At 60.6% G+C, this 22,801-nt stretch carries 20 protein-coding genes; 8 read left to right on the forward strand and 12 right to left on the reverse strand.

Going from position 1 to position 22,801, the window contains the following annotated elements:
• Positions 1–46 precede the first annotated feature (46 nt).
• A complete protein-coding gene (gene dksA / locus MJ639_RS13435) occupies positions 47–466 on the forward strand; it encodes an RNA polymerase-binding protein DksA (protein ID WP_116529411.1) in 420 nt (139 codons plus the stop codon).
• Positions 467–540: 74 nt separating this feature from the next.
• On the opposite strand, the gene MJ639_RS13440 is transcribed toward dksA, so the two are convergent.
• Positions 541–1,779, reverse strand: coding sequence for a hypothetical protein (locus tag MJ639_RS13440; protein WP_243373664.1), 1,239 nt, complete (start codon positions 1,777–1,779; stop codon positions 541–543).
• A gap of 376 nt (positions 1,780–2,155) precedes the next feature.
• Here MJ639_RS13440 and cckA point away from each other — a divergent pair, with 376 nt between their 5' ends.
• From cckA to alaS, 3 genes are all read left to right on the forward strand, one after another.
• On the forward strand, positions 2,156–4,687 hold the full coding sequence (gene cckA, locus MJ639_RS13445) for a cell cycle histidine kinase CckA (RefSeq protein WP_243373666.1): 2,532 nt from the start codon (positions 2,156–2,158) through the stop codon (positions 4,685–4,687).
• A 172-nt stretch (positions 4,688–4,859) separates the two neighbouring features.
• Positions 4,860–5,954 carry a recombinase RecA gene (gene recA / locus MJ639_RS13450; protein ID WP_279306631.1) on the forward strand — a complete coding sequence of 365 codons (1,095 nt, stop codon included), beginning with the start codon at positions 4,860–4,862 and terminating at the stop codon, positions 5,952–5,954.
• Between the two features lie 900 nt (positions 5,955–6,854).
• On the forward strand, positions 6,855–9,506 hold the full coding sequence (gene alaS, locus MJ639_RS13455) for an alanine--tRNA ligase (protein ID WP_243373670.1): 2,652 nt from the start codon (positions 6,855–6,857) through the stop codon (positions 9,504–9,506).
• A 79-nt stretch (positions 9,507–9,585) separates the two neighbouring features.
• On the opposite strand, the gene MJ639_RS13460 is transcribed toward alaS, so the two are convergent.
• From MJ639_RS13460 to MJ639_RS13505, 10 genes are all read right to left on the reverse strand, one after another.
• A complete protein-coding gene (locus tag MJ639_RS13460; RefSeq protein ID WP_243373672.1) occupies positions 9,586–10,869 on the reverse strand; it encodes a PQQ-dependent sugar dehydrogenase in 1,284 nt (427 codons plus the stop codon).
• Positions 10,866–11,297, reverse strand: a complete 432-nt coding sequence (locus MJ639_RS13465) for a DUF2231 domain-containing protein (RefSeq protein ID WP_243373674.1) — start codon at positions 11,295–11,297, stop codon at positions 10,866–10,868. The genes MJ639_RS13460 and MJ639_RS13465 overlap by 4 nt, the downstream gene beginning before the upstream one ends.
• A 171-nt stretch (positions 11,298–11,468) precedes the next feature.
• Positions 11,469–11,933: a GFA family protein gene (locus tag MJ639_RS13470; RefSeq protein ID WP_243373676.1), complete on the reverse strand. Its 465-nt coding sequence runs from the start codon at positions 11,931–11,933 to the stop codon at positions 11,469–11,471.
• 53 nt (positions 11,934–11,986) lie between these two features.
• The gene (locus MJ639_RS13475; protein ID WP_243373678.1) at positions 11,987–12,430 is read right to left on the reverse strand and encodes a GFA family protein; all 444 of its coding nucleotides are present in this window, start codon (positions 12,428–12,430) and stop codon (positions 11,987–11,989) included.
• A gap of 56 nt (positions 12,431–12,486) precedes the next feature.
• On the reverse strand, positions 12,487–13,338 hold the full coding sequence (locus tag MJ639_RS13480) for a hypothetical protein (protein WP_243373680.1): 852 nt from the start codon (positions 13,336–13,338) through the stop codon (positions 12,487–12,489).
• A gap of 130 nt (positions 13,339–13,468) precedes the next feature.
• Positions 13,469–14,509 (reverse strand): ParA family protein, encoded by a 1,041-nt coding sequence (locus MJ639_RS13485; protein ID WP_243373691.1) that lies wholly within the window; start codon positions 14,507–14,509, stop codon positions 13,469–13,471.
• Between the two features lie 239 nt (positions 14,510–14,748).
• A complete protein-coding gene (locus tag MJ639_RS13490; protein WP_243373693.1) occupies positions 14,749–15,963 on the reverse strand; it encodes an NADP-dependent isocitrate dehydrogenase in 1,215 nt (404 codons plus the stop codon).
• 110 nt (positions 15,964–16,073) lie between these two features.
• Positions 16,074–16,451 (reverse strand): phospholipase A2 family protein, encoded by a 378-nt coding sequence (locus MJ639_RS13495; protein ID WP_243373695.1) that lies wholly within the window; start codon positions 16,449–16,451, stop codon positions 16,074–16,076.
• 99 nt (positions 16,452–16,550) lie between these two features.
• Entirely contained in the window at positions 16,551–17,300 is a 750-nt protein-coding gene (locus MJ639_RS13500; RefSeq protein ID WP_243373697.1) for a bestrophin-like domain, read from the reverse strand.
• A 163-nt stretch (positions 17,301–17,463) separates the two neighbouring features.
• Positions 17,464–18,192, reverse strand: coding sequence for a hypothetical protein (locus MJ639_RS13505; protein ID WP_243373699.1), 729 nt, complete (start codon positions 18,190–18,192; stop codon positions 17,464–17,466).
• Positions 18,193–18,219: 27 nt separating this feature from the next.
• On the opposite strand from MJ639_RS13505, the gene MJ639_RS13510 reads away from it, so the two are divergent.
• The 4 genes from MJ639_RS13510 (at position 18,220) to rpsD (ending at position 22,018) form a co-directional block, all read left to right on the forward strand.
• Positions 18,220–18,954, forward strand: coding sequence for an RNA methyltransferase (locus MJ639_RS13510; protein WP_243373701.1), 735 nt, complete (start codon positions 18,220–18,222; stop codon positions 18,952–18,954).
• 63 nt (positions 18,955–19,017) lie between these two features.
• The gene (locus tag MJ639_RS13515; protein WP_243373703.1) at positions 19,018–20,217 is read left to right on the forward strand and encodes an alpha/beta hydrolase; all 1,200 of its coding nucleotides are present in this window, start codon (positions 19,018–19,020) and stop codon (positions 20,215–20,217) included.
• Positions 20,218–20,228: 11 nt separating this feature from the next.
• On the forward strand, positions 20,229–21,101 hold the full coding sequence (gene murI / locus MJ639_RS13520) for a glutamate racemase (protein ID WP_243373710.1): 873 nt from the start codon (positions 20,229–20,231) through the stop codon (positions 21,099–21,101).
• Between the two features lie 299 nt (positions 21,102–21,400).
• Positions 21,401–22,018 (forward strand): 30S ribosomal protein S4, encoded by a 618-nt coding sequence (rpsD, locus tag MJ639_RS13525; protein ID WP_243373720.1) that lies wholly within the window; start codon positions 21,401–21,403, stop codon positions 22,016–22,018.
• A 57-nt stretch (positions 22,019–22,075) separates the two neighbouring features.
• Here rpsD and MJ639_RS13530 read toward each other — a convergent pair whose 3' ends face one another.
• Positions 22,076–22,672, reverse strand: coding sequence for a Spy/CpxP family protein refolding chaperone (locus tag MJ639_RS13530; RefSeq protein WP_243373722.1), 597 nt, complete (start codon positions 22,670–22,672; stop codon positions 22,076–22,078).
• Between the last annotated feature and the right edge of the window lie 129 nt (positions 22,673–22,801).

A 22,801-nucleotide genomic window follows, 5' to 3' on the forward strand; every position in this document is an offset into this window, starting at 1 on the left:
CCCTATATAGGAGCGCCACAGTTCATTGGGGAACAACGGCCGTACAATGACAGACATCGTGATTGATGAGGGTTATCGACCGACAGAAGACGAGCCCTTCATGAATGAACGGCAGAGGGAGTATTTCCGGCGGAAGCTCATTCGCTGGAAGAACGATATCCTCAAGGAGGCTCAGGAAACCCTCGCCACCTTGCAGAGCGAGAACGAGAATCATCCTGACCTTGCGGATCGCGCCTCCTCTGAAACGGATCGGGCCATCGAGCTTCGTGCCCGTGACCGCCAGCGCAAGCTGATCGCCAAGATCGATGCGGCACTCGCCCGGATCGATGATGGCTCCTATGGCTATTGCGAGGAGACCGGCGACCCGATCTCCCTCAAGCGCCTCGAGGCTCGCCCCATCGCGACCCTCTCGCTGGAAGCCCAGGAGCGCCACGAGCGCAACGAGCGGGTCTATCGGGACGACTGATCTCACCCTTCATTCTCAAAAACAAAAAGGGCTCCGGTGACGGAGCCCTTTTTCGTTGGAATGTGCGGAGCTGTTTAGCCCTTCTTGCCGCCGTCCAGCGGGCGGCCGAGAAGGCGGGCGAACTCCGCCTCGATCTCTTCCACGGAGAAGGGATCGGCGGCCTTGTCAGAGGCCTGAGCGGCTGCCGGCTGCTGCGGGGGCAGCGGCGACGGAGCGGGACGGACCGGCTCGACGGCCGGGCGCATGGGCTCCGGCTGCGGAGCGGGTGCGGGCTCCTCGATCAGGTCGTCATCGAGTTCTTCCTCGCGGTAATCCTCGGGCGCTTCCTGAACGCGATCCGTTTCGAGAAGATCATCATCGTCTGCGATCTCTTCGTTTGCGGCGAAGACAGGAGCGGGAGCCGGGGTCGGAGCCACCACGGGAGCGGGGCGCTTCAAGGCTTCCTCGAGCTGCTTGGCCATGTTCGAGAGAACGGCCGCGTCGGGTCCGGCCTTGACGGCTGGAGCTTCCGGCTTCTCGACCGGCGCTGCCGGTGGGAAGGGGCGCACGGGCTCCGGCTGCGGAGCAACAGGGGCGGGAGCGACAGGAGCGGGCGATGCCGGCATCGTCGGAGTCGGACGCGACTGGAACGAGGGCGGCGGTGTGAAGGCAGGCCGCGGCTCGGGGCGCTCCACGGGAGCAGGCGGCACAGGTGCGTTCGGGAAGGGCGCGGTCCGAGCCTCTGCGCGCAGGCTTTGCATGGCGGGGGCGCCGAGCGACACGGTATCGGGCCTCAACTCCGGCTCCGGATGAGCCGCAACCGGGGCGCTGATGGAGGACACCGGCGAGAGCTCCTGATCGACGTCCGAATCTTCCGACGGACGACGGACGAAGGCGCCGAGCTGGGCCGCAAGCTGGGACTCGATCGACGGACGTCCGCTGGCCTCGACCTGCGCCGGGCGCTGAGCCTGATCGAGCGGGGGCTCGAAGCGCTCCGGGGCAACCTCGTTGGCAGCCACGGGAATCCGGGCGCCGGCCACGCGCACGATGTTGGTCTCGATGACCACGTCGTTGGGGCCGCCGATGAGAAGGAGGTGTTCGACATTGTCGCGGCGCAGCAGCAGAAGCTGACGCTGGCGGTCGAGATCGTAAACGTCGACGATGCCCAGCCGCGGCTGGCGGCTGCGGGTGCGGTCGCTACCCGGCATCATGAGTCGGGCGCCGGTCAGCTTGCGCAGGACCAGGCCGAACAGGGCGACCAGAGCCAGGATGATCGCGAATGCGATCACGAAAAGGACTGCTCGCGACGCTTCGATACCAAAAAGAGATGACACGATGAACTCTCAAGCCTTGTGGGGCCTTTGACAGGCCAGTTCTGTGTTGGTTGTACCACATTGACCGTCAAAGCCACCCGCAAGGTTAATGGATGGTTAACGGGGCGATTTTCGCCTTGCTGCATATGGGGTTCAGGTGAAACCACGCAAACCGCAGGGGAAAGCGGAAGAGGCTCTCAAGCACGCAAAATGTGGCCGTCGAGGGGCAGGCTGAGAATTATTCCCCTGAAAAGCAAACCATTCAGGAGTTCTTCAGTACTCTTGCGCAGGCTCTTGAAGCCGCCTTAGAGGTCAATCAATAAATTCCGTGTAGGACGTTCCACGACCAGACGCCGAGGGATGTGGCGCAATGGCGCTCTGAAGGATAGTGAAGTTCATGGCTCATCAGGGCGACATGCCGAAGGGCTCGACCATCGACCGATCCGACCGTCCCGGCCATTTCGGATGGGTTCTCATGCTCGTCGCCGTTCTGGTCGGCGCGGCCTTCAGCATCCGCTATCTCAACGGCGAACAGACCCAATTCCTCATCCTCGGGCTTCTCGCCTTCTTCGCCATGGCGGGCGTGTTCTTCCTCTTCGCCTGGGCCATCGGCGTTATTCAATTCGCGGGACAGACCGTCCGTAACGACATCACCAAGCTCATGGCCGACACGGCAGGCGAGGGGCTGGCCGTGATCGATGAGGATGGCCGCATCCTCTATGCGAATGAATCCTATCTCTCCTTCGCGCGCTCCGACACGGGCGAGCCCCGCCCCGTCGAGCGCCTGTTCATGGGCGCGCCGGAAGTCTCGGAGGCGATCTATCGTTTGGCTCAGGCTGGCCGCGAGCAGCGCACGGGCACGGAGGAAATCCGCCTTTCCCCATCCCTCGGCGGCGCGCAGGAATTCGGCTGGTATCGCGTTCGCGTACGGCCCATGCCGCGCGGAGGACGCCGGGACACGGCTTTGTGGAGCATCGCCGATATCACCCATGAGCGCGAGCGGCAGGAGAACGTCTTCCAGGAACTGCAGCACGCCATCGATTATCTCGATCATGCGCCGGCGGGCTTCCTCTCCATCGATCCCAATGGCTCGATCATCTATCTCAACGCGACGCTCGCCACCTGGCTCGATTACGATCTCGCCCAGGTCGGATCCGGCGGCCTGAACCTGACCGATATCCTGCCGCGCAATGTGGTGGCGATGATGACCTCGTTCACCGGCGATCCGGGCACCGTGCGCACCGAAACCTTCGACCTGGATCTGCGCCGCCGCAACGGCCAGTTCCTGCCCGCGCGGCTCTATCACCGCATCGCCTTCGGGCAGGATGGCCATATGGGCGCTTCGCGCACGCTGGTCATCAATCGCTCGCAGGGCGTCGAGGGCGACGAGGGGCAGCGCGCCGCCGAAGTGCGCTTCGTGCGCTTCTTCAACAACACGCCCATCGCGATCGCGACCGTGAATAAGGCCAGCCGCATCGTTCACGCCAACGCGCCGTTCTCAAAGCTCTTCGGCATCCTGCCGCGCACGAGCGACAGCGTGGGCGAGGGGCCTTCGATCTTCGACAGCTTCCGCGAGAGCGGACCGCTCGATGCGGCTCTCAAGGCCGTTGCCGAAAACCGGGGTGATATCGCGCCGCTCGAATTGCAGACGGCAGGCGAGAGCGGCGGCTCCGTGCGCGTCTGGGTGACGCCCGCGGGCGATACGGGCGCCGATGGCGAGACGGCGATCCTCTATGCGCTCGACACCACGGATTTCCGCAAAGTCGAGGAGCAGCTCGCGCAGTCGCAGAAAATGAACGCGGTCGGCCAACTCGCCGGCGGCGTCGCGCACGACTTCAACAACGTGCTCCAGGCGATCATCGGCTACAGCGATCTTTTGCTCGCCAATCACCGCCCCACCGATCCGTCCTTCCAGGACATCATGCAGATCAAGCAGAACGCGAACCGGGCCGCGAGCCTGGTGCGCCAGCTGCTCGCCTTCTCGCGCCGCCAGACCCTGCGGCCGGAAGTGCTCAATCTCAACGACCGGCTCTACGATCTCTCCATGCTGCTCAAGCGCCTTCTTGGCGAGCGCGTGGAGCTCGACCTCAGTCATGGCCGCGAGCTGTGGTTCGTGAAAGCGGACGTGAACCAGTTCGAGCAGGTGGTGGTGAATCTTGCGGTCAACGCGCGCGATGCCATGCCCGATGGCGGCAAGCTCGCGATCCGCACGGCCAATGTCTCCGCGCAGGATGCAGCGCGTCTGAATGTCAGCGCCATGCCGCCCGCCGATTACGTGTTGGTGGAGGTGTCGGACACGGGCACCGGCATGACCTCCGATGTGGTGGAGAAAATCTTCGAGCCCTTCTTCACCACGAAGGAAGTGGGCAAGGGCACGGGCCTCGGCCTCTCGACGGTGTTCGGCATCGTGAAGCAGTCGGGCGGCTATATCGACGTGAATTCGAAGCCGGGCGAGGGCACGACCTTCAGCATCTACCTGCCGCGCCACATCCCGGATGTGCAGGAGGCTCCCGAGGAGCCCAAGGCTGATGCGGTCAAGAAACCTGCCGCCGACATGACGGGGCAGGGCACGATTCTCCTCGTGGAGGACGAGGACCCGGTTCGCGCGGTGAATGCGCGCGCGCTGACGGCACGTGGCTACACGGTGCTGGAGGCGGCCTCAGGCGTCGAGGCGATGGAGATCATTCAGGAGCGCGGCGCGCCGGTGGACCTCGTGGTCTCCGACGTGGTGATGCCGGAGATGGATGGCCCCACGCTGCTCGGCGAATTGCGCAAGCTCTATCCCGATCTCAAGGTGATCTTCGTGTCCGGCTACGCGGAAGAGGCCTTCCGCAAGAACCTGCCTGAAGGCGAGGAATTCAACTTCCTACCCAAGCCCTTCAGCCTGCGTCAGCTGGTGGAGACCGTGAAACAGGTGATCGGGCAGTAAATTACTGAAAAATAAAAAATAATTTTCTGCGACATCATGGCCTGCTAAAGGGCTGTGAATTCTCGAATGAGAACGAAAAAAGAACTTGCGACTAGGAACAAAGTGAGTACATATATCTTCTCAACACCGCGTTGAGATTCACTCCTCCTCCTGCCATAAGGATGTTCTGGTCATGTCGCAGTCCTCTCTGAGACTGGTGGAAAATACATCAATGGATAAAGACAAATCGAAAGCTCTCGACGCGGCGCTCTCTCAGATCGAGCGTGCCTTCGGCAAGGGCTCGATCATGCGGCTCGGCAAGGGCCAGCAGCCGGTTGAAATCGAAACCGTCTCGACGGGTTCGCTCGGCCTCGATATCGCGCTCGGCGTGGGCGGTCTGCCCCGCGGCCGCATCATCGAGATCTACGGGCCGGAATCGTCCGGTAAGACCACGCTGGCGCTGCACACCATCGCCGAAGCCCAGAAGAAGGGCGGCGTCTGCGCCTTCGTGGACGCGGAACACGCGCTCGATCCCGTTTATGCCCGCAAGCTCGGCGTCAACCTGGACGATCTCCTGATCTCCCAGCCCGACACCGGCGAGCAGGCCCTCGAAATCGCCGATACCCTGGTGCGCTCCGGCGCGGTCGACGTGCTCGTCATCGACTCGGTGGCGGCGCTGACCCCCAAGGCCGAGCTCGACGGCGAAATGGGCGAGGTTCAGCCGGGCCTCCAGGCCCGCCTCATGAGCCAGGCTCTGCGCAAGCTCACCGGTTCGATCTCCCGTTCGAACACGATGGTGATCTTCATCAACCAGATCCGCATGAAGATCGGTGTCATGTACGGCTCGCCTGAGACGACCACGGGCGGCAACGCCCTGAAGTTCTACGCTTCGGTCCGCCTCGACATCCGCCGCGTCTCGACGCTGAAGGATCGCGACGATCCGATCGGCAACCAGGTGCGCGTGAAGGTCGTCAAGAACAAGGTCGCTCCGCCCTTCAAGCAGGTCGAGTTCGACATCATGTTCGGCGAGGGCGTGTCCAAGGTGGGCGAGCTCGTCGATCTCGGCGTCAAGGCCGGCATCGTCGACAAGTCCGGCGCGTGGTTCTCCTACGACAGCCAGCGCCTTGGCCAAGGCCGGGAGAACGCCAAGCAGTTCCTGCGCGACAACCCCGAGGTTGCCGGCAAGATCGAGGCCCTGATCCGCCAGAATGCCGGCTTGCTCGCCGACCGCATCCTGGAACAGGCGACCCCGACCGCCGACGACCTGGATGAAGGTTCTGCTGAATAACGAGGTTTGCTCTCCTTCAAGGGCAAAGGAAGGGCCGTCGCGAGAGATCGCGGCGGTCTTTTTGCATGGGATGATCGTGAGTAGAACTGCGCTAAGCCCAACTTTATTATTTCAATTGTATGTGAAACTTTGTAGCTCTTTAGGAAACTCGTACCTGAGCAAGTTTTTCATGAGCAGCGAAGTATCTAGAGATTACAGCATCTATTGCATTGATCCTGCGAATTCAGATGTGGGGGAGATACATTGGATGCTCGATGTCTCTACTGATGACTATAAAGCGTACCTTCAAAGTCATAAGATGCTGATCTCTTACATGAAGGGGCGAAGGAATTCGGTGACATTCCTTGCTACGCTTGTCATGTGTTTGATCTTAACAGCGACTTTATTTTGCCTAATAAATTATGGCTTTACAGTAGCTTCTGCATATTGGGCAGGCGGCATTAGCTTTCTTGTCTTCAGGAACATAATATTCAACGCTGAACTGAAAAGGCTTCATGGCAGAGTGTTTGGTACCTTCAGGCAATCTGAGCCGATAAAGCTGATCATCGGTTCGAAGGGTATCCTGTCGAGGGCGCCCCGCTCCGTCCAGATTACCCCTTGGGCTGCCATCTTCTCATGCGAGGAAGATAAGAGTGGTCTCTATTTGATCATGCGAAACTATTCCACTGTCGCTATCCCTTCATCAGCCTTAAGCCGGTTGACCGACAGAGACGGATTGGTCGCATTCATGAACGCGAGGATTAGGGAAGCCTCCTTGGCCTAGCCAGGTCGCCTATTTGAATTTCAATTGTGCCGTAAGTCTTGGCAGTGCCTCGACAGAGGGGCCGGGGACCGCTAAAACCGGCCCACATCAACAGATTACCGGGCCCGAAAAGCCCCAATTCCCGAGTTTGAGAACCCATGAGCGGCGTCAACGAAATCCGGTCGACCTTCCTCGATTACTTCGCCAAGAACGGCCATGAGGTCGTGGCATCGAGCCCCCTCGTGCCGCGCAACGACCCGACCCTGATGTTCACGAACGCGGGCATGGTGCAGTTCAAGAACGTGTTTACGGGTGTCGAGAAGCGACCCTACAGCACGGCGGCGAGCTCGCAGAAATGCGTTCGCGCGGGCGGCAAGCACAACGACTTGGACAATGTCGGCTACACGGCGCGCCACCACACCTTCTTCGAGATGCTCGGCAATTTCTCGTTCGGTGATTACTTCAAGGAACGCGCCATCGAGCTCGCCTGGAATCTGATCACCAAGGAGTTCGATCTCCCGAAGGAGAAGCTGCTGGTCACCGTCTACCATGACGACGACGAGGCTGCGAACCTCTGGAAGAAGATCGCCGGCTTCTCGGATTCCAAGATCATCCGTATCCCGACCTCGGACAATTTCTGGCAGATGGGCGATACCGGCCCCTGCGGTCCGTGCTCGGAAATCTTCATCGACCAGGGCGACAAGCTCTGGGGCGGCCCTCCCGGCAGCCCGGAGGAGGACGGCGACCGTTTCCTCGAATTCTGGAACCTCGTGTTCATGCAATACGAGCAGATCGAGCCCGGCAATCGCATCGCTCTGCCCAAGCCCTCCATCGATACCGGCATGGGCCTGGAGCGCATCTCCGCGATCATGCAGGGCGTGTATTCGAACTACGACACGGATCTGTTCCGCACGCTCATCGAGGCCGTGGCCCATGCCACCGGCGTGGCGCCGGAAGGCGACCGCAAGGCCTCGCATCGCGTGATCGCGGATCACCTGCGCACATCGTGCTTCCTCGTGGCCGATGGCGTGCTGCCGTCGAACGAGGGCCGCGGCTACGTGCTTCGCCGCATCATGCGCCGCGCCATGCGCCATGCGCAGCTGCTTGGCGCGCGCGATCCGATCATGTACCGCCTCGTGCCCGCTCTGGTGCGCGAGATGGGGCAGGCCTATCCTGAGCTGATCCGCGCCGAAGCGCTGATCACCGAGACGCTGAAGCTGGAGGAAACCCGCTTCCGCAAGACCCTCGAGCGCGGCCTCACGATTCTCGACGATGAAGCCCGCAATCTCACCAAGGGCCAGAACCTCTCGGGCGATACGGCCTTCACGCTCTACGACACCTACGGCTTCCCGCTCGATCTCACGCAGGACGCGCTGAAGCCGCGCGGCATCGGCGTCGACACGGATGCCTTCAACGCCGCCATGGAGCGCCAGCGCGAGAAGGCCCGCGCGGCCTGGTCCGGCTCAGGCGAGGCAGCGACGGAGACCGTGTGGTTCGGCGTCAAGGAGCGCACCGGCGCGACCGAATTCTTTGGCTACGATACCGAGCAGGCCGAGGGCGTTGTCGTGGCGCTGCTCAAGGACGGCAAGGAAGTGTCGGAGCTGAAGGCTGGCGAGACCGGCCTCGTGGTCCTGAACCAGACGCCGTTCTATGGCGAGTCCGGCGGTCAGGTCGGCGATACCGGCGTGATGCAGGGCGAGGGCGCACGCGTTCGCGTCACCAGCACCGAGAAGAAGCTTGGCGATCTCTTCGTGCATCACGTCACGGTGGAGCACGGTGCGCTGAAGCTCAATCAATCGCTGGAGCTGAATGTCGATCACGAGCGCCGCTCGGCCGTGCGTTCGAACCACTCGGCGACCCACCTTCTGCATGAGGCGCTTCGTCAGGTGCTCGGCGATCACGTGGCCCAGAAGGGCTCGATGGTTGCGCCCGACCGCCTGCGCTTCGACTTCAGCCACCCGAAGCCCATCGAGGATGCGGAGCTGAAGGAAGTGGAGGAGATCGCCAATCGTGTGCTGCTCCAGAACGAGCCGGTCGTCACCAAGCTCATGGCCGTTGACGAGGCCATCGAGTCCGGTGCGCGCGCGCTCTTCGGCGAGAAGTATGGCGACGAGGTTCGCGTCGTCTCCATGGGCAAGACCGATGGCAACAAGACCTTCTCCATCGAACTCTGCGGCGGCACGCATGTGAACCGCACGGGCGATATCGGTCTCGTCACCATCGTGGCCGAGAGCGCAGTCGCCGCAGGCGTGCGCCGCCTCGAAGCGATGACGGGCGACGCCGCGCGTCGTTATCTCGCCGATGAGAGCCGTAAGCTGCGCGAAGTTGCGAGCATCTTGAAGACACCGGTCGATGACGTGTCCTCGCGTCTCTCCGCGTTGCTCGAAGAGCGCCGCAAGCTGGAGCGCGAACTCGCCGAAGCGCGTCGCAAGCTCGCCATGGGCGGCGGTGCCGCAGGCGGCGGCGATCCGATCAAGGATGTCGCCGGCACCAAGCTGATGGCGCGTGCCGTCACCGGCGTCGAGATGAAGGATCTGAAGAGCCTTGCGGATGAAGGCAAGAAGCGCCTCGGCTCCGGCGTCGTCGCCATCGTCGGCGTGGCCGATGACGGCAAGGCCGGCATCGTCGTCGCCGTCACGGATGATCTGACGTCGAAATACGACGCGGTTTCGCTCGTGCGCGTCGGCTCCGAAATCCTCGGCGGCAAGGGCGGCGGCGGACGCCGCGACATGGCTCAGGCCGGTGGCCCCGACGGAGCGCAGGCGGAAGCCGCGCTCACCGCCATCGAAGCTGCGATGTCGGCAACCTGATTTAAAAAGATCCCGGATCGCGAAAACGATCCGGGATCTTTTCATTTTGAAGCGCCGGTCTCTGCAGGATTGGGCCGGACTAGTTTTTCGTAATTCTCCAAATCGTATTCGACAGATCGTCTGCGACGATCAGGGCTCCGCGCGGGTCGACCGTCACGCCCACCGGACGGCCACGGGTGTTGCCATCGCCCACCAGGAAGCCGGACACGAAATCGACCGGGTCTCCGGCTGGCTTGCCATCGCGGAATGGGATGAAGACCACCTTGTAGCCCACCGGAGCGTCGCGGTTCCAGCTCCCGTGCATGCCCACGAATACGCCCTCAGAGAAATCAGGGCCCATGGCCGGTGTCGAGAAAGCGACGCCGAGTGCTGCCACATGCGATCCCAAGGCATAATCAGGGCGAATGGCGGCGGCGACCTTTTCCGGGTCCTGCGGCTGCGCGCGCGGATCGACATTCTGGCCCCAATAGCTGTAGGGCCATCCGTAGAAGGCGCCTTCCTTCACAGAGGTCAGGTAATCGGGAACGAGGTCGGGGCCGATTTCATCCCGCTCGTTCACGACCGCCCAGAGCTGTCCTGTGCCGGGCTGAATCGTGAGCGCGGTCGGGTTGCGAAGGCCGGTTGCGTAGGGCCTGTGCGCTCCCGTCTGCACATCGATCTGCCAGATCATGGCCCGATCTTCCTCGGCATCCATCCCACGCTCGGTGATGTTGCTGTTGGAGCCGATGCCCACATAGAGAAAGCGCCCGTCCGCGCTGGCGGTCATCGCCTTCGTCCAGTGGTGATTGATCTTGGAAGGCAGGTCGGTGACCTTTACCGGAGGCCCGCTCGCCTTGGTGTCGCCGTCGCGATAATCGAAGCGCACCAGCGCGTCCTGGTTGGCGACATAGAGGGCGCCGTTGACGAGCGCGAGGCCATAGGGTGCATCGAGGTTATCGGCGAAGACGCCCTGCATTTCGTAAGCGCCGTCGCCATCGGCGTCGCGCAGCAGAGTCAGACGATTGCCGCCCTTCACCGAGCTCTTGCCGAGGCTCTTGATGTAGCCCGCGATCACGTCCTTGGGGCGAACGTTCGGCGCATAGCCGCCGGACCCTTCGGCCACCAGAATATCGCCATTGGGAAGCAGCAGGGTTTGACGCGGAATCTTGAGATCCGTGGCAATCGCTTGAATCTTGTATCCCGATGGCACTTTCGGGAGATCATTGCCCCAATTAGCCGGCCGCGGGATCTTCATGTTGGGCAGCAATCCGCGTTCCGGCTCGGGCAGGTTCGGGTTCGGGCCAAATTGCTGCGGCTGGGCTCCAGCGTCGCCGGCAGAGAGGGCGATTGTCAGCATACCGATGAGGAGGATCGAGCGGATCATTTCATCCCTCCCGCATGAAATCCGGAATAGCCGATCCAGGATGCGACAAGGGCCAGGAGCGTGGTGATCGCCGAGAGATAGAGGCCTTCCGGCATGGTCGCCCAGGCATCTTTCGCGTGGACGAGGGCATTGATGAAGCCGAGCACCCACATGACGAGCAGCAGAGCGAAATAGACGATCATCCGCCCTTTGTGTGCGGGTTGCCTGCGAAAGAGATTGATCAATGCCCAGAGCGTCGCGAAGCCGCCGCCGACCAAGCCGCCGGCAATGAGCCAGGACGAGAAATTGCTCCATTGCGCGTGAAAGCTCGCTCGATACGCGAAGTCGCTGATCAGCGCGCCCGCGAACAAAGGAAGCGGAAACGCAAGAAGGATGGCATGCAGAGGGTGAAGCGGTCTTATGGGACCTGAGCTGGATACGACAACCAAGGCTTTTCCTCTCGTTCCCTGGGGCCGGTCGCGCTGTTTCACGTCCGGCAAAGGTATCGATGGATCAATGCGTCAATGGCCGGTCGGGTTCGAAAACGGCTTGGATTTCTTGATAGGGGCCTGTGACCTTGGCTGCCGCTCTCCCGAGACGGCGGGAAGGGCAGCCGATCTTCAATCGTGATCGGGATGCTGGCGGGATTTCATTTTCGCCAGCAGCTCGGGCGGATTGTCATCCTCGGTGCTGATGCCTGGGAGCGTGTGAAGCCGCTCGAAGGCGGGGAGCCTGCCTTCGGTGCCGTATTGGATTTCCGGATCGACTTTTTCGGGATGGTCCAGGCTGCCGATGGAGATGCAGATACGATCCGTCTCAAGAGCATTATAGGTCAGCGGCGTGCCGCAATCCCGGCAGAACCCGCGCTCGACCGCCTCTGAGCTCCTGAAACTTCCGGGCTTTCCTTTCGTCCAAACCAGATCCTTGCGCGGCACGCCCGTCAGCGCGGAAAAGTAGTTCCCGAAAGCCTTCTGGCACATGCGGCAATGGCAGATGCTCGTATGCGTCGGCTCCGACATCAGCGCATAGCGCACCGCGCCGCACTGGCAGCCGCCTGTCATGCTTGGGGATGATGCTTCTGACATGGGCGCTCCTTTCTCGAAGACAAACCGATCATCGGCTCCTTGGCGTCAAAACGTCAATCGTGGTCCGGATGCTGACGAGACTGGATTTCCTCTTCATCCGTGTCCACCACGGGAATGGTGTGAAGAACCTCAAAGTCAGGAACGCGCCTGTCGATGCTGAATTGCTTCTCGATCCTGATTTGGGACGGATCATCGAGGCTGCCGATCGAGATACAGATGCGGTTCCATTTGGTGTTGCGGAACGACAAAGGCGTCCCGCAATCACGGCAGAAGCCGCGCTCAACATCATCCGAGCTGTTGAAGATTCCTGGCTCGCCGCGCGTCCACGCGAAGTCCTTCGGCTGCACGCCCGTGAATGCGGCAAAGAGATTCCCGAAAGCCTTCTGGCACATACGGCAGTGGCAGATATTCGCGCCCGTCGGCTGCGCATAAAGCGCATAGCGCACCGCGCCGCATTGGCATCCGCCGGTCATGATGGATGGGCGTCGGTCCGACATGCAACAGCCTTAGGCTTAAGAACTCTGAGGCAGATGATCTAGGGCGCTAAGCCCGATTAGAAATCCACCGGCCCGCCTTCGCAGAATGCGAATGACTTCGGCATGAAGCCCTTGGGGCCGACATCGTGCTTGATCGGTTCGAGACGCTCCGTCTGCTGCGTTTTCTTTTGTGCAGATTTCGGAACGCCGGCAGGCCAGGAGGTCTCGTTCCAGGTGGCAGTCCAATCATGGAAATGGCTTGCCGGATTCAGTTCGAATTTCAGCGTGAGGTAGCCGCTGGTCTCGTCCTGGCAATGCGGCGAGGTCTTTTGCTCTTTCTCAGTGAAGCAGGCGCGCACCGTCTTGGTGCAGCTGAACGGCACGTTGTTGTAACGACGTTGATCCTCAGTGACTTCCGTCATCTCGGGATCGAGCGTGACGAAATCGGCAATGACGAATTCAGCGCCGCCGCCCGAATACCCTTCCCGAATGCGGTTGAGCACGGCGACGGCCCAGAGGCCGGAGCCCGTGGGATAGAGGGCAGGGTGGATGTCGACCATCCTCACCTCGGAACCGTCTTCCGATGCCGGCAGCGGATATTTCTCGAAGCTCCAGCGGTTCAGTACCTGCCATTGGCCTGGGGCTTTCATCGCAAGACGGGAAATCGTCCGGTTCACCATCACGGCATAGTATTCGCTGCCCGTCTCCGTCTTGCGCTCATAGAGCTTCGGCTCCTCCACCTTGTTGCACTCGAGGCCGGGGAGGTTGCACATGCCCATGATCCAGTTGGGATCGAGCTTGTCGAGATCCTTGATCTCGCGCAGGCGGACGGCCTGGAGCGGGGATTGGGCTTGAGTACTGCCCGCGTTTAGCAAGGCACTGGCAACGAGCGCTAGGGACAGGTGCTTCAATACGGAAATGGTCTTCATCGCGGGCCTCTTCGAGTCGCCCGCTATTCTATAACAAAAATGGCCGGGACAAGCCCGGCCATTTTTTGCGCTAGGACGAAATACTGCGTAAACAGTAACATATATTATATTCAATATGAACTAAATATAATTAGAGAATATCGGTCAAATATTCAAGTTCTCTCTTGTATTTGACTTGTGATTTATTGACTTGAAGTCTCTTCCCGTCGACGGTTTTGAAGCTGCCAACCTGAAGCATCGGAATTGGAATCGATTGAGCGCCGCTGATACGGCCTGCTGACATAAAGTCATCCGTAATAGCAAAAGCATCAGCGGGATCATCGTAATCGAAGAGCTGCGGATATTTCGTCGCTACTTTGTAGGCACGTTCGACGTACATGCGTGAAGCAAGATCTTTTACGCCTTTCTTTGGACTTCGTGCGCCTACCATGGTCATTACAATGGCTGCTACTTTCGGAGATGGTAATCCTCCAGCGCGATCTGCCCAGATGTTGAAGTCGCTATCTTTGTCGGCAAGCATCTTCAATGTTAATTCGAGCGAATCGATTGAGTGCTCATCGACGCGAACAGGTATGATAATTGCATCTGATGCACACCAGGCCAGATGAGTGGCTCCAGCATAAAATGGACTGCAATCCATTAAGCACGCTGCGCACGATTTATCTTCCATCTCATCTTCGATAATTTCGCCGAGACTAAGCAAAATATTCTTCACTGCATTAGTATTGTTTGCAGCCATCGCTTGCTGCAGTTGCTGATAGAGAGAAGAAGGGAAAGAGAATAAAGCGCCATCGCCGGGGACAAAGTAGCTTCGTTTTCCTCCTTTAAAGTGCTCATTCAGCCCGCTAATCCGATAAGCAATATCGTCAGGTACTACCCCAAAAGCTGGTCCAAGGACTTTTGGACGGATGGCATCGGCAATGGTTATAGCATGTTTTTGACCTCTAACTATTGACTCAGTAAGATTTCTTTGCGGGCATAGATCAAGTATAAGCGTGTTCTCCATTCTAGAGAACATATAAGCTAAGTTAAAAGATATAGTTGATTTTCCTATGCCACCACGAAGATTTGAAATGGCATAGCGTGAATAACGGAAACCGGAAGACGGCGCCCAATCTTCTTCAAGTGAACGATCATGATTTTGAATAATACGTAAAAGACCTGTCGACATGCTAATCTCCAATCTGATGAGACATTAGAACGTGACCGAGCCTGCAGGTCAAGCCGTAGCGCGCAGGTTATTAACAGATGTGCAGTTTATATAAATTGGTGCAGGCATAACGATAATATGCAGGCTGTTTTATAACCTATTGTATTTTATAGGTTTTTATCTAAATTTTACCTTTTTGCGTAATAAAAAAAGCCCGGTATTTGCCCGGGCTTTTATCTCCAAGAGGATGAATCTTTCGATTAAGCAGCCATCGCCTTCTTGAGGTTCTCGTCAATCTTGTCGAGGAAGCCGGTGGTGGAGAGCCACTTCTGCTCGGCGCCGACGAGAAGGGCGAGGTCCTTCGTCATGAAGCCGGATTCCACCGTGTCCACGCAGACCTTCTCGAGGGTCGCGGCGAACTTGGCGAGATCGGCATTGTTGTCGAGCTTGGCGCGGTGGGCGAGGCCACGGGTCCAGGCGAAGATCGAGGCGATGGAGTTCGTGGAGGTCTCCTTGCCCTTCTGATGCTCGCGGTAATGGCGGGTCACGGTGCCGTGGGCGGCTTCCGCTTCCACCGTCTGGCCGTCCGGCGTCATCAGCACGGAGGTCATGAGGCCGAGCGAGCCGAAGCCCTGGGCAACCGTGTCGGACTGCACGTCGCCGTCGTAGTTCTTACAGGCCCACACATAGCCGCCCGACCACTTGAGGGCCGAGGCCACCATGTCGTCGATGAGGCGGTGCTCGTAATGGATGCCGGCGGCATCGAACTTCGCCTTGAACTCGTTCTGGTAGACTTCCTCGAAGATGTCCTTGAAGCGGCCGTCATAGGCCTTGAGGATCGTGTTCTTCGTGGAGAGATAGACCGGATACTTGCGGTTCAGGCCGTAGTTCATAGAGGCGCGGGCGAACTCGCGGATCGACTCGTCGAGATTGTACATGCCCATGGCGACGCCGGCGCCGGGGAACTTGAAGATTTCCTTCTCGATGACGGTGCCGTCCTCGCCCTCGAACTTGATCGTCATGCGGCCCTTGCCGGGCACCTTGAAGTCCGTGGCCTTGTACTGGTCGCCGAAGGCGTGACGGCCGACGATGATCGGCTGGGTCCAGCCGGGCACGAGGCGCGGAACGTTCTTGCAGATGATCGGCTCACGGAAGATCACGCCGCCGAGGATGTTGCGGATCGTGCCGTTGGGCGACTTCCACATGTCCTTCAGCTTGAACTCTTCCACACGGGCCTCGTCCGGCGTGATGGTGGCGCACTTCACGCCGACGCCGTACTTCTTGATGGCCTCTGCGGCTTCGACGGTGACCTTGTCGTTGGTGGCGTCGCGGTGCTCGATGCCGAGGTCGTAGTACTTCAGGTCGATGTCGAGATAGGGGTGGATCAGCTTGTCTTTGATGAACTGCCAAATGATGCGGGTCATCTCGTCGCCGTCGAGTTCGACGACCGGATTGGCAACCTTGATCTTCGCCATGATCTCACCTTGCTCTTGAAGGGCTGGAACAGGCCTGCCGGGCGGCAGGCGGTTGCCGGGGGCTATAGCGCGGTTAAGGCCCTGGGGGAAGGTGGGGGGAGACCGGGAATTCAGCGCTTTCTACGGGGATGCGTGTTTTTCCCGTCTTCCCGGCATAAGACGGCGCTGAAGAGGGAATTCACGGTGGCAGCCTTGCTGCGCACGCTTTCCTGCACGGCCGGGCTTCGAATGAGGGCGGCTGTCGCCTTCAGAAGAGCCCGGTCGCAAATGCAGGCTCCTCGCCCGGCCTGCTCATAACAAAGATCGTGGGCCCGGCAGGCGGCATCGAGCGCATCGACGGGCGAAGCGCGATCGGCGTCTCCCACACCGCACCAGTTGCCGTGGAAGAGGGGAGCGGATGTTTGCGGATTACTGACACCCGGGCGAGCCGAGGCGGAGGATGCCAGGATCAGGCAGAACAATGTCGCAAGCCTGCGCAGCCAGGGCACCCGTCGACTCCTTTGGGGCTTGGGGAACATGGGGAAAGCCGCCCGCTGGCGACGCAGGAAACAATGCCGCGTTCAAGATTGGGTTCCGGTCTCGGGGCCTTATTGCCGGATCTGCTCCAGCACACGCTGCAGGGGCATGTCCGAGACCTGGATCAGCCCCGATGACGGATTGTCCATGTCCAGGATCAGGCAGAGCGAGGCGGAGATGAGGAAGGCGGCGGCGATGAGCGTGCCGATGACCACCGCATTCCGTGGCGACCTATAGCCGAAGCTCGCGAAGATCAGGACGAGCCAGGCGATCACGACAATGATGAGAGGCATCGGGATCGTCCCTCCCGACTGACCGGCGATCACCCAGCGCTCGTCGAGGACCTCCCGATAGAGCTCTCGCGCCTCGTTCCAGAGGGCCGTCTGCTGATCGTCCGTGACACGGATCGCCCTCAGACGATTCCCGACCTCGTCCAACAGGAGGCCAGCCTCCCGGTCGGCGGCAACGCCGGGATTGGAGCTGAGCGCCCTGTCCAGATAGGCGACGAGCCCGCGATGGGCCTCGTCGCCGAGCGGCCCCAGGGAGCGGATCGTCTTGTCCAGCAGGATGAGATCCGTGGCATAGGCATGAAGGTCGTCGTCCACGGCCTGAAACGTGTTCTTGGCCGAGCTCAGCATCAGGCCCAGCACCAGGGATGCGATGACCACGAACACGTTGGCGACGATCCGGACGGTCGCGTTCGTGTCTTCCTGAAGCTGCTTGGGGGAAAGCCTGGTGTGCCCGAACAGGCAGCCGAGGGAGACCCCCACAAGGAGGACGAAGGTGAAGGCCGAGATCAGGATTTCATTGGCAACGATCATCGGCTTCTCACCTGCCTGATGCTGACATGCCATCTGTGAAGCTTGATTCAGAAATCAATGTGGCGGTTCAGGCGATGGGCGTTGCGCTCTCTCCGCCGATCAGATTCTTTATGCCCATGCTCGCAGACTGGATTGGATGGCACGTCTCTCGCTGCAATGAGGATCAGTCGTTCAGAATGGCAGGACAATCGTCGCTCAAAGGCTCACCGTGAATGCCGGTGGCCTCTCGCGCCGCAGCTTCCACGTCAGGAATATGGAGAGGAAGGGCATCGAGATTGCTGCAGACCATATGGGCCATCGGAGTTCTGGATTCGGTGAGGACGTCGCTCGGGGTATAGGTTGCCGTTTGTGACATTGCGCGGAGAACTCTTTCCGCATCTCCCGACAGAAGGTCCTGTCTGCGCCGATATTCGCCCAGGACTTCGACAGTCAGCACTCCGAATGCCGGCAGCAGGATAGCCAAAGCACCGATTATTCCCCGCGTCCATGTTCCTTTCTGCATTTGACCTGCCCGGTGAATGAGCCGATAGCCCGTGAAGAACGGAATGAAGCCTAGGAGCCCAAGGCCAGCGAGAAGAATCGCCATCATCGATAAGGGTAGAAGCAAAACTCCAATGACGACGGCGCCGATCCCTGATGTGCGGAGGGCGGATCTGACAATCGCCTGACTTCCCGGCGCCGTGACATGACGGGAGAGCGCGAATGCGGCTATGCCGGATGACGCAAAAACCCAGATCGAGAGCGGATAGGTGCTGACGACAATGCCCCCGATCGCGAAATCGGCGCCAAAGCATGCGAGCGGTAAGACGTAGATCGCTAGGATGTCCGCCATGGGAACAGAGAGCCTCGACGGCATCTTGCTTCCGCTCGAACCTTGTTCGATTTGATTCATCGACCTGAAGACCTGTAAAGGGTTCCTATGCAACTTCCTATCATTATCCTCGTGGAACCCCAACTGGCCGAAAATATCGGCATGGTGGCCCGCGCCATGGCCAACTTCGGCCTCTCGGAACTGCGCATCGTCGCCCCGCGCGACGGCTGGCCGAGGAAGGGCGCGCATTCGGCGGCTTCCGGCGCAGTGCATGTGCTGGAAGGTGCGACCCTCTACGACACCGCGCGGGAGGCCATTGCCGATCTCAACTTCGTCTTCGCCACCACGGCGCGGGAGCGGGGGCAGATGAAGCGGGTCTTCGGGCCGGATGAGGCGATGGCGGAAACTCACAGGCGAGGCGCGGAAGGCCAGCGCATCGGCATCATGTTCGGGCGCGAGCGGACGGGCCTTGAGAACGACGAGGTTTCGCTGGCGGATGCCATCATCACCTTCCCGGTCGATCCCAAATTCTCGTCCCTGAACCTGGCGCAGGCGGTGCTGCTCGTCTCCTATGAATGGTACAAGCTCGCCACCGGCGGAGTGCTGCCGTTTTCCGGCGAGAGGATTTCGCCGCCGGCATCTCGCGAGATGGTTACTTCTTTCTTCGACTATCTCGAAGACGAGCTGGAAGCGGTGAATTTCTATCCGGAAGACAAGAAACCGACCATGACTCGCAATATGCGGGACATTTTTCACCGTCTCGAGATGACGGAGCAGGACGTGCGCACCCTGCGTGGGGCGATTCGCGCACTGGCGGAAGGACGCCGGTTGAGAAAGCCTTAAAGATCTTCTGCTCTAGTGTTTCCGGATGCGCCCTGCATCCGAACACCTTGATCTGAGATCGCCATGCGCCGCTCGCTGACTGCCCTTGCTCTCCTCGGTTCGTGCCTCGCCGCGCCTGCGGTTTTCGCGGCCTCGCCGCCGCAGCGGCCGGAGAAGGGGCCAGGCGCGGCCGACTACAAGATCGCCGAGGTGATCAAGACCGGCATCGGTACCGTCAGCTCGGGTTCCTATGTTTTCTATGGCAACGACGAGCCTGCGGCAGGCCGCCCGGTCGTCGTGTTCTTTCATTCCTGGGGAGCCGTGAATCCGGCCCTCTATGGCGGCTTCATCGATCACCTGGCGCGCAAGGGCTATCTCGTCATCTTCCCGCGCTTCCAGGAAGTGAACCGCTCCCGCCCCGCCGATGCCTCGCTCCTGGCGGAAACCCTGCTCAACGATGCCCTGTCGCAATTGAACAGCGACCAGAAGGCGAAGCCGGATCTGAACCGCGTGGCCTATATCGGCCATTCCGCAGGCATGCCGATTGCCCTCAACGTGGCGGCGAATGCGAAGGGCGGCGCGACGCCGAAGCTCGTCTTCGGCTTCATGCCCGGCGGCATCGCATCGAACGAGAAGGAGCGCGGCATCATGCTGCGCGATCTCTCGACGGTCGATCCTTCGACCCTCATCATCGCCATGAGCGGCGACCGCGAACATCTGCCCATCGACCGTGCCTCCCGCCGTCTCTTCGAGGCCACGAGCAGCGTGCCGATCACCCGCAAGCTGTTCATGCGCGCCAGCTCCGACGATCACGGCTATCCGGCGCTGACCGCGAACCTGGCTTCGCCTGGCTCGCCCAAGGCCGACTACGATGCCTCCGCCATCAAGCTCCAGCCGGACCCGCCGAAGGATCCCAAGGTAAAGAACACCTGGAAATGGAGCGCCGACATGTCGTTGTCGGGTCCGCAAAGCATCCTGACCCAGCAACTCGGCAATAACGGCACCGACACCCTCGACTATCTCGCCTATTGGAAGAGCTTCGAGATGGCGGCGGAGGTGGCCTTCGCCGGCAAGGATGCTTCTGTGCTCTCACGAGACCCCAAGTTCATCGACATGGGCAATTGGAGCGACGGCTGGCCGGTGCGCCGCCTCTCGGCCCAGACGCCGAAGGTGGAAGGCCAGGAGAAACAGGACGAGCAGGGCCCCCGGCGCAAGATCAATCTTGCTCCCACCGAGACCAAAGAGGGCGGACTGAACAGCTTCATCAAGCAGTTGCGTTCATAATAGGTGCGCTGATGCGTATCGATCTTCTTGCCGGAGCGTCCTATAACCCGGCTGTCATGCCGTCTCCCGTTCCCACGATCCTCGTCTTCGATTCCGGCCTCGGCGGCCTTACGGTCTTCTCCGAGGTGCTGAAAGCGCGCCCCGATGCACGCTTCGTCTATGCGGGCGACGATGCCGGTTTTCCTTATGGGCGGTTGAGCCAGGAGGCGCTGACCGCCCGGGTTCTCGCCGTCATGGAGCGCTTGATCGGCCTTTATGATCCGCAACTCGTGGTGATCGCCTGCAATACGGCTTCGACCGCCGTGCTGCCGCCCCTGCGCGAGCGGTTCTCTGTTCCCTTCGTGGGCACCGTTCCCGCCATCAAGCCGGCAGCCCTGGCGACCAAGACCGGTTATGTGACCGTGCTCGCCACCCCCGGCACGGTGGCGCGGGATTACACCCGCGACCTCATCGATACCTATGCGGGCGGCTGCCGTGTCAATCTAGTGGGCTCGCGCCGTCTCGCAGGCTTTGCCGAGGCGGAGCTGGCCGGAAACCCGGTCTCGGACGCGGAGCTGCTCGACGAGCTGCTCCCATGCTTCGTCGAAGGCGAGGGTGGACGCACCGACGTGGTGGCCCTGAGCTGCACCCATTACCCGCTGCTACTGCCCCGTTTCCAGAAGCTCGCGCCCTGGCCCGTCACCTGGATCGACCCGGCACCGGCCATCGCCCGCCGGGTGACCCAGCTCATCGGCCCGCCCGTTCCGGGGCACGAGGCCGACGAGAACGAGGCGATTGCGGTCTTCACGAGCGGGGCGGGGATCACCTCAGCCTTCCGCGAAGCCTTGACGGCCAAGGGTTTGCCCGCAGTCCTAATAGAGGATATGCCGCTTCTTCAGGGATAGTTTAAGCGTCATCCCGGGGCTGCGGAGCAGAACCCGGGATCGTCATCAGGATGAGGCGCCATTCTCGTCTCGCGATCCCGGATCTTTGCTGCGCTTCGTCCGGGATGACTGCCTTGGGAGCTTGATTGACTTCTCCCTCGTTTTCCCATACATCCCACCCAGTCGCGCGGTCCTCCTGGGCCGCGTAACTTTTTACGCTCCCGTGGCCCGGCTTCTGGTCGGCCTGTCGTCCCTCTAGAGAACCTTGGGGGAAGAGGAGGGCGCGTTCCTCGCAAATTCGACAACAAAGAGGAACAGCGATGTCGAAGCGCATTCAGGCCAAGCACAAGCTTGACCGTCGTATGGGTCAGAATATCTGGGGCCGCCCGAAGAGCCCCGTGAACCGCCGCGAATACGGCCCCGGCCAGCACGGCCAGCGCCGCAAGGGCAAGATGTCCGACTTCGGCACTCAGCTCCGCGCCAAGCAGAAGCTGAAGGGCTACTACGCCAACATCACCGAGAAGCAGTTCCGCCGCTACTACGCGGAAGCCATTCGTCAGAAGGGCGATTCCGGTGAGAACCTGGTCGGTCTGCTCGAGCGCCGTCTCGATGCCATCGTGTATCGCGCGAAGTTCGTTTCGACCCCCTTCGCCGCTCGTCAGTTCGTCAACCACGGTCACGTGAAGGTCAACGGCCGCCGCGTGAACATTCCGAGCTATCTCGTGAAGGCTGGCGATGTGATCGAGGTGAAGGACAAGTCCAAGCAGCTCGAAGTCGTAGTCGTTGCGTCGCAGCTCGCCGAGCGTGACGTTCCGGACTACATCGAAGTCGATCACTCCAAGATGACGGCTCGTTTCACCCGCATCCCGACCCTCTCTGAGGTGCCGTATCCGGTGCAGATGGAACCGAACCTCGTGATCGAGTTCTATTCGCGCTAATAGCTGCGATATAAAACTGAAAAGGCCGCCCGATTGGGCGGCCTTTTTGTTTGGCGATTACTGCTGCTGTGGGGCAGGACCTGTTCCGCCCTGACCCATCATGCCGTGCTGGCGCATCTCGGCCCGGCGGCCATGATGACCGTGACGTCCGCCACGTTCACGCCAGCCCATGCCATCATTCATGGCCTGACGCATGAGGCGCGGAGCGACGCGCTTCTGGTCTTCGTTGAACGTGTTCCAGAGCGGACGCAGAGCCGTTGCGATGGCTGCAGAAGTCTGAGCGCGCTCGGTCTGCATGGTGCTGCGCTGTTCGAAACGCTGCATGAAGTCCTGCGAACGGCGCTGCTCGCGGTTCTCGCGGAACTGAGTCATGCGCGTATAGCGCTGATTGGCGGCGTTGCGGATGGCGGTTTCCACCGGCCCCCAAAGCCTTTCCTGATCGCCCGAGAGCTTCAGGCCGGCCTTGATGCCTGCAATGCGAGCATCGACGAAGCGGTTGAAGTCATCCTGCGACATGCGAGGGCGGGGCTGTTGCTGATCCTGCGCGGCCGGAGGCGTGGTGGGGGCGGGAGCCTGGGCCTGAGCGAAGGCATAGGTGCCGATTCCGACCATCATGGCTGCCGCAGTCGCGAGGGTGGCAATCTTTTTCTTCATACGGGTATCCTCCTTGAACACCGATGATGAGAGATTGCTCCCATCCTGCTCTCGGCCGGATGACTGCCGCATGAACTTTTCGTCATGTGGGATTAAAGGGCGTTAACTCACGGCTATTCCGCCAAAAAC

Source organism: Microvirga solisilvae, assembly GCF_022808595.1.
Classification (GTDB): Bacteria; Pseudomonadota; Alphaproteobacteria; order Rhizobiales; family Beijerinckiaceae; genus Microvirga; species Microvirga solisilvae.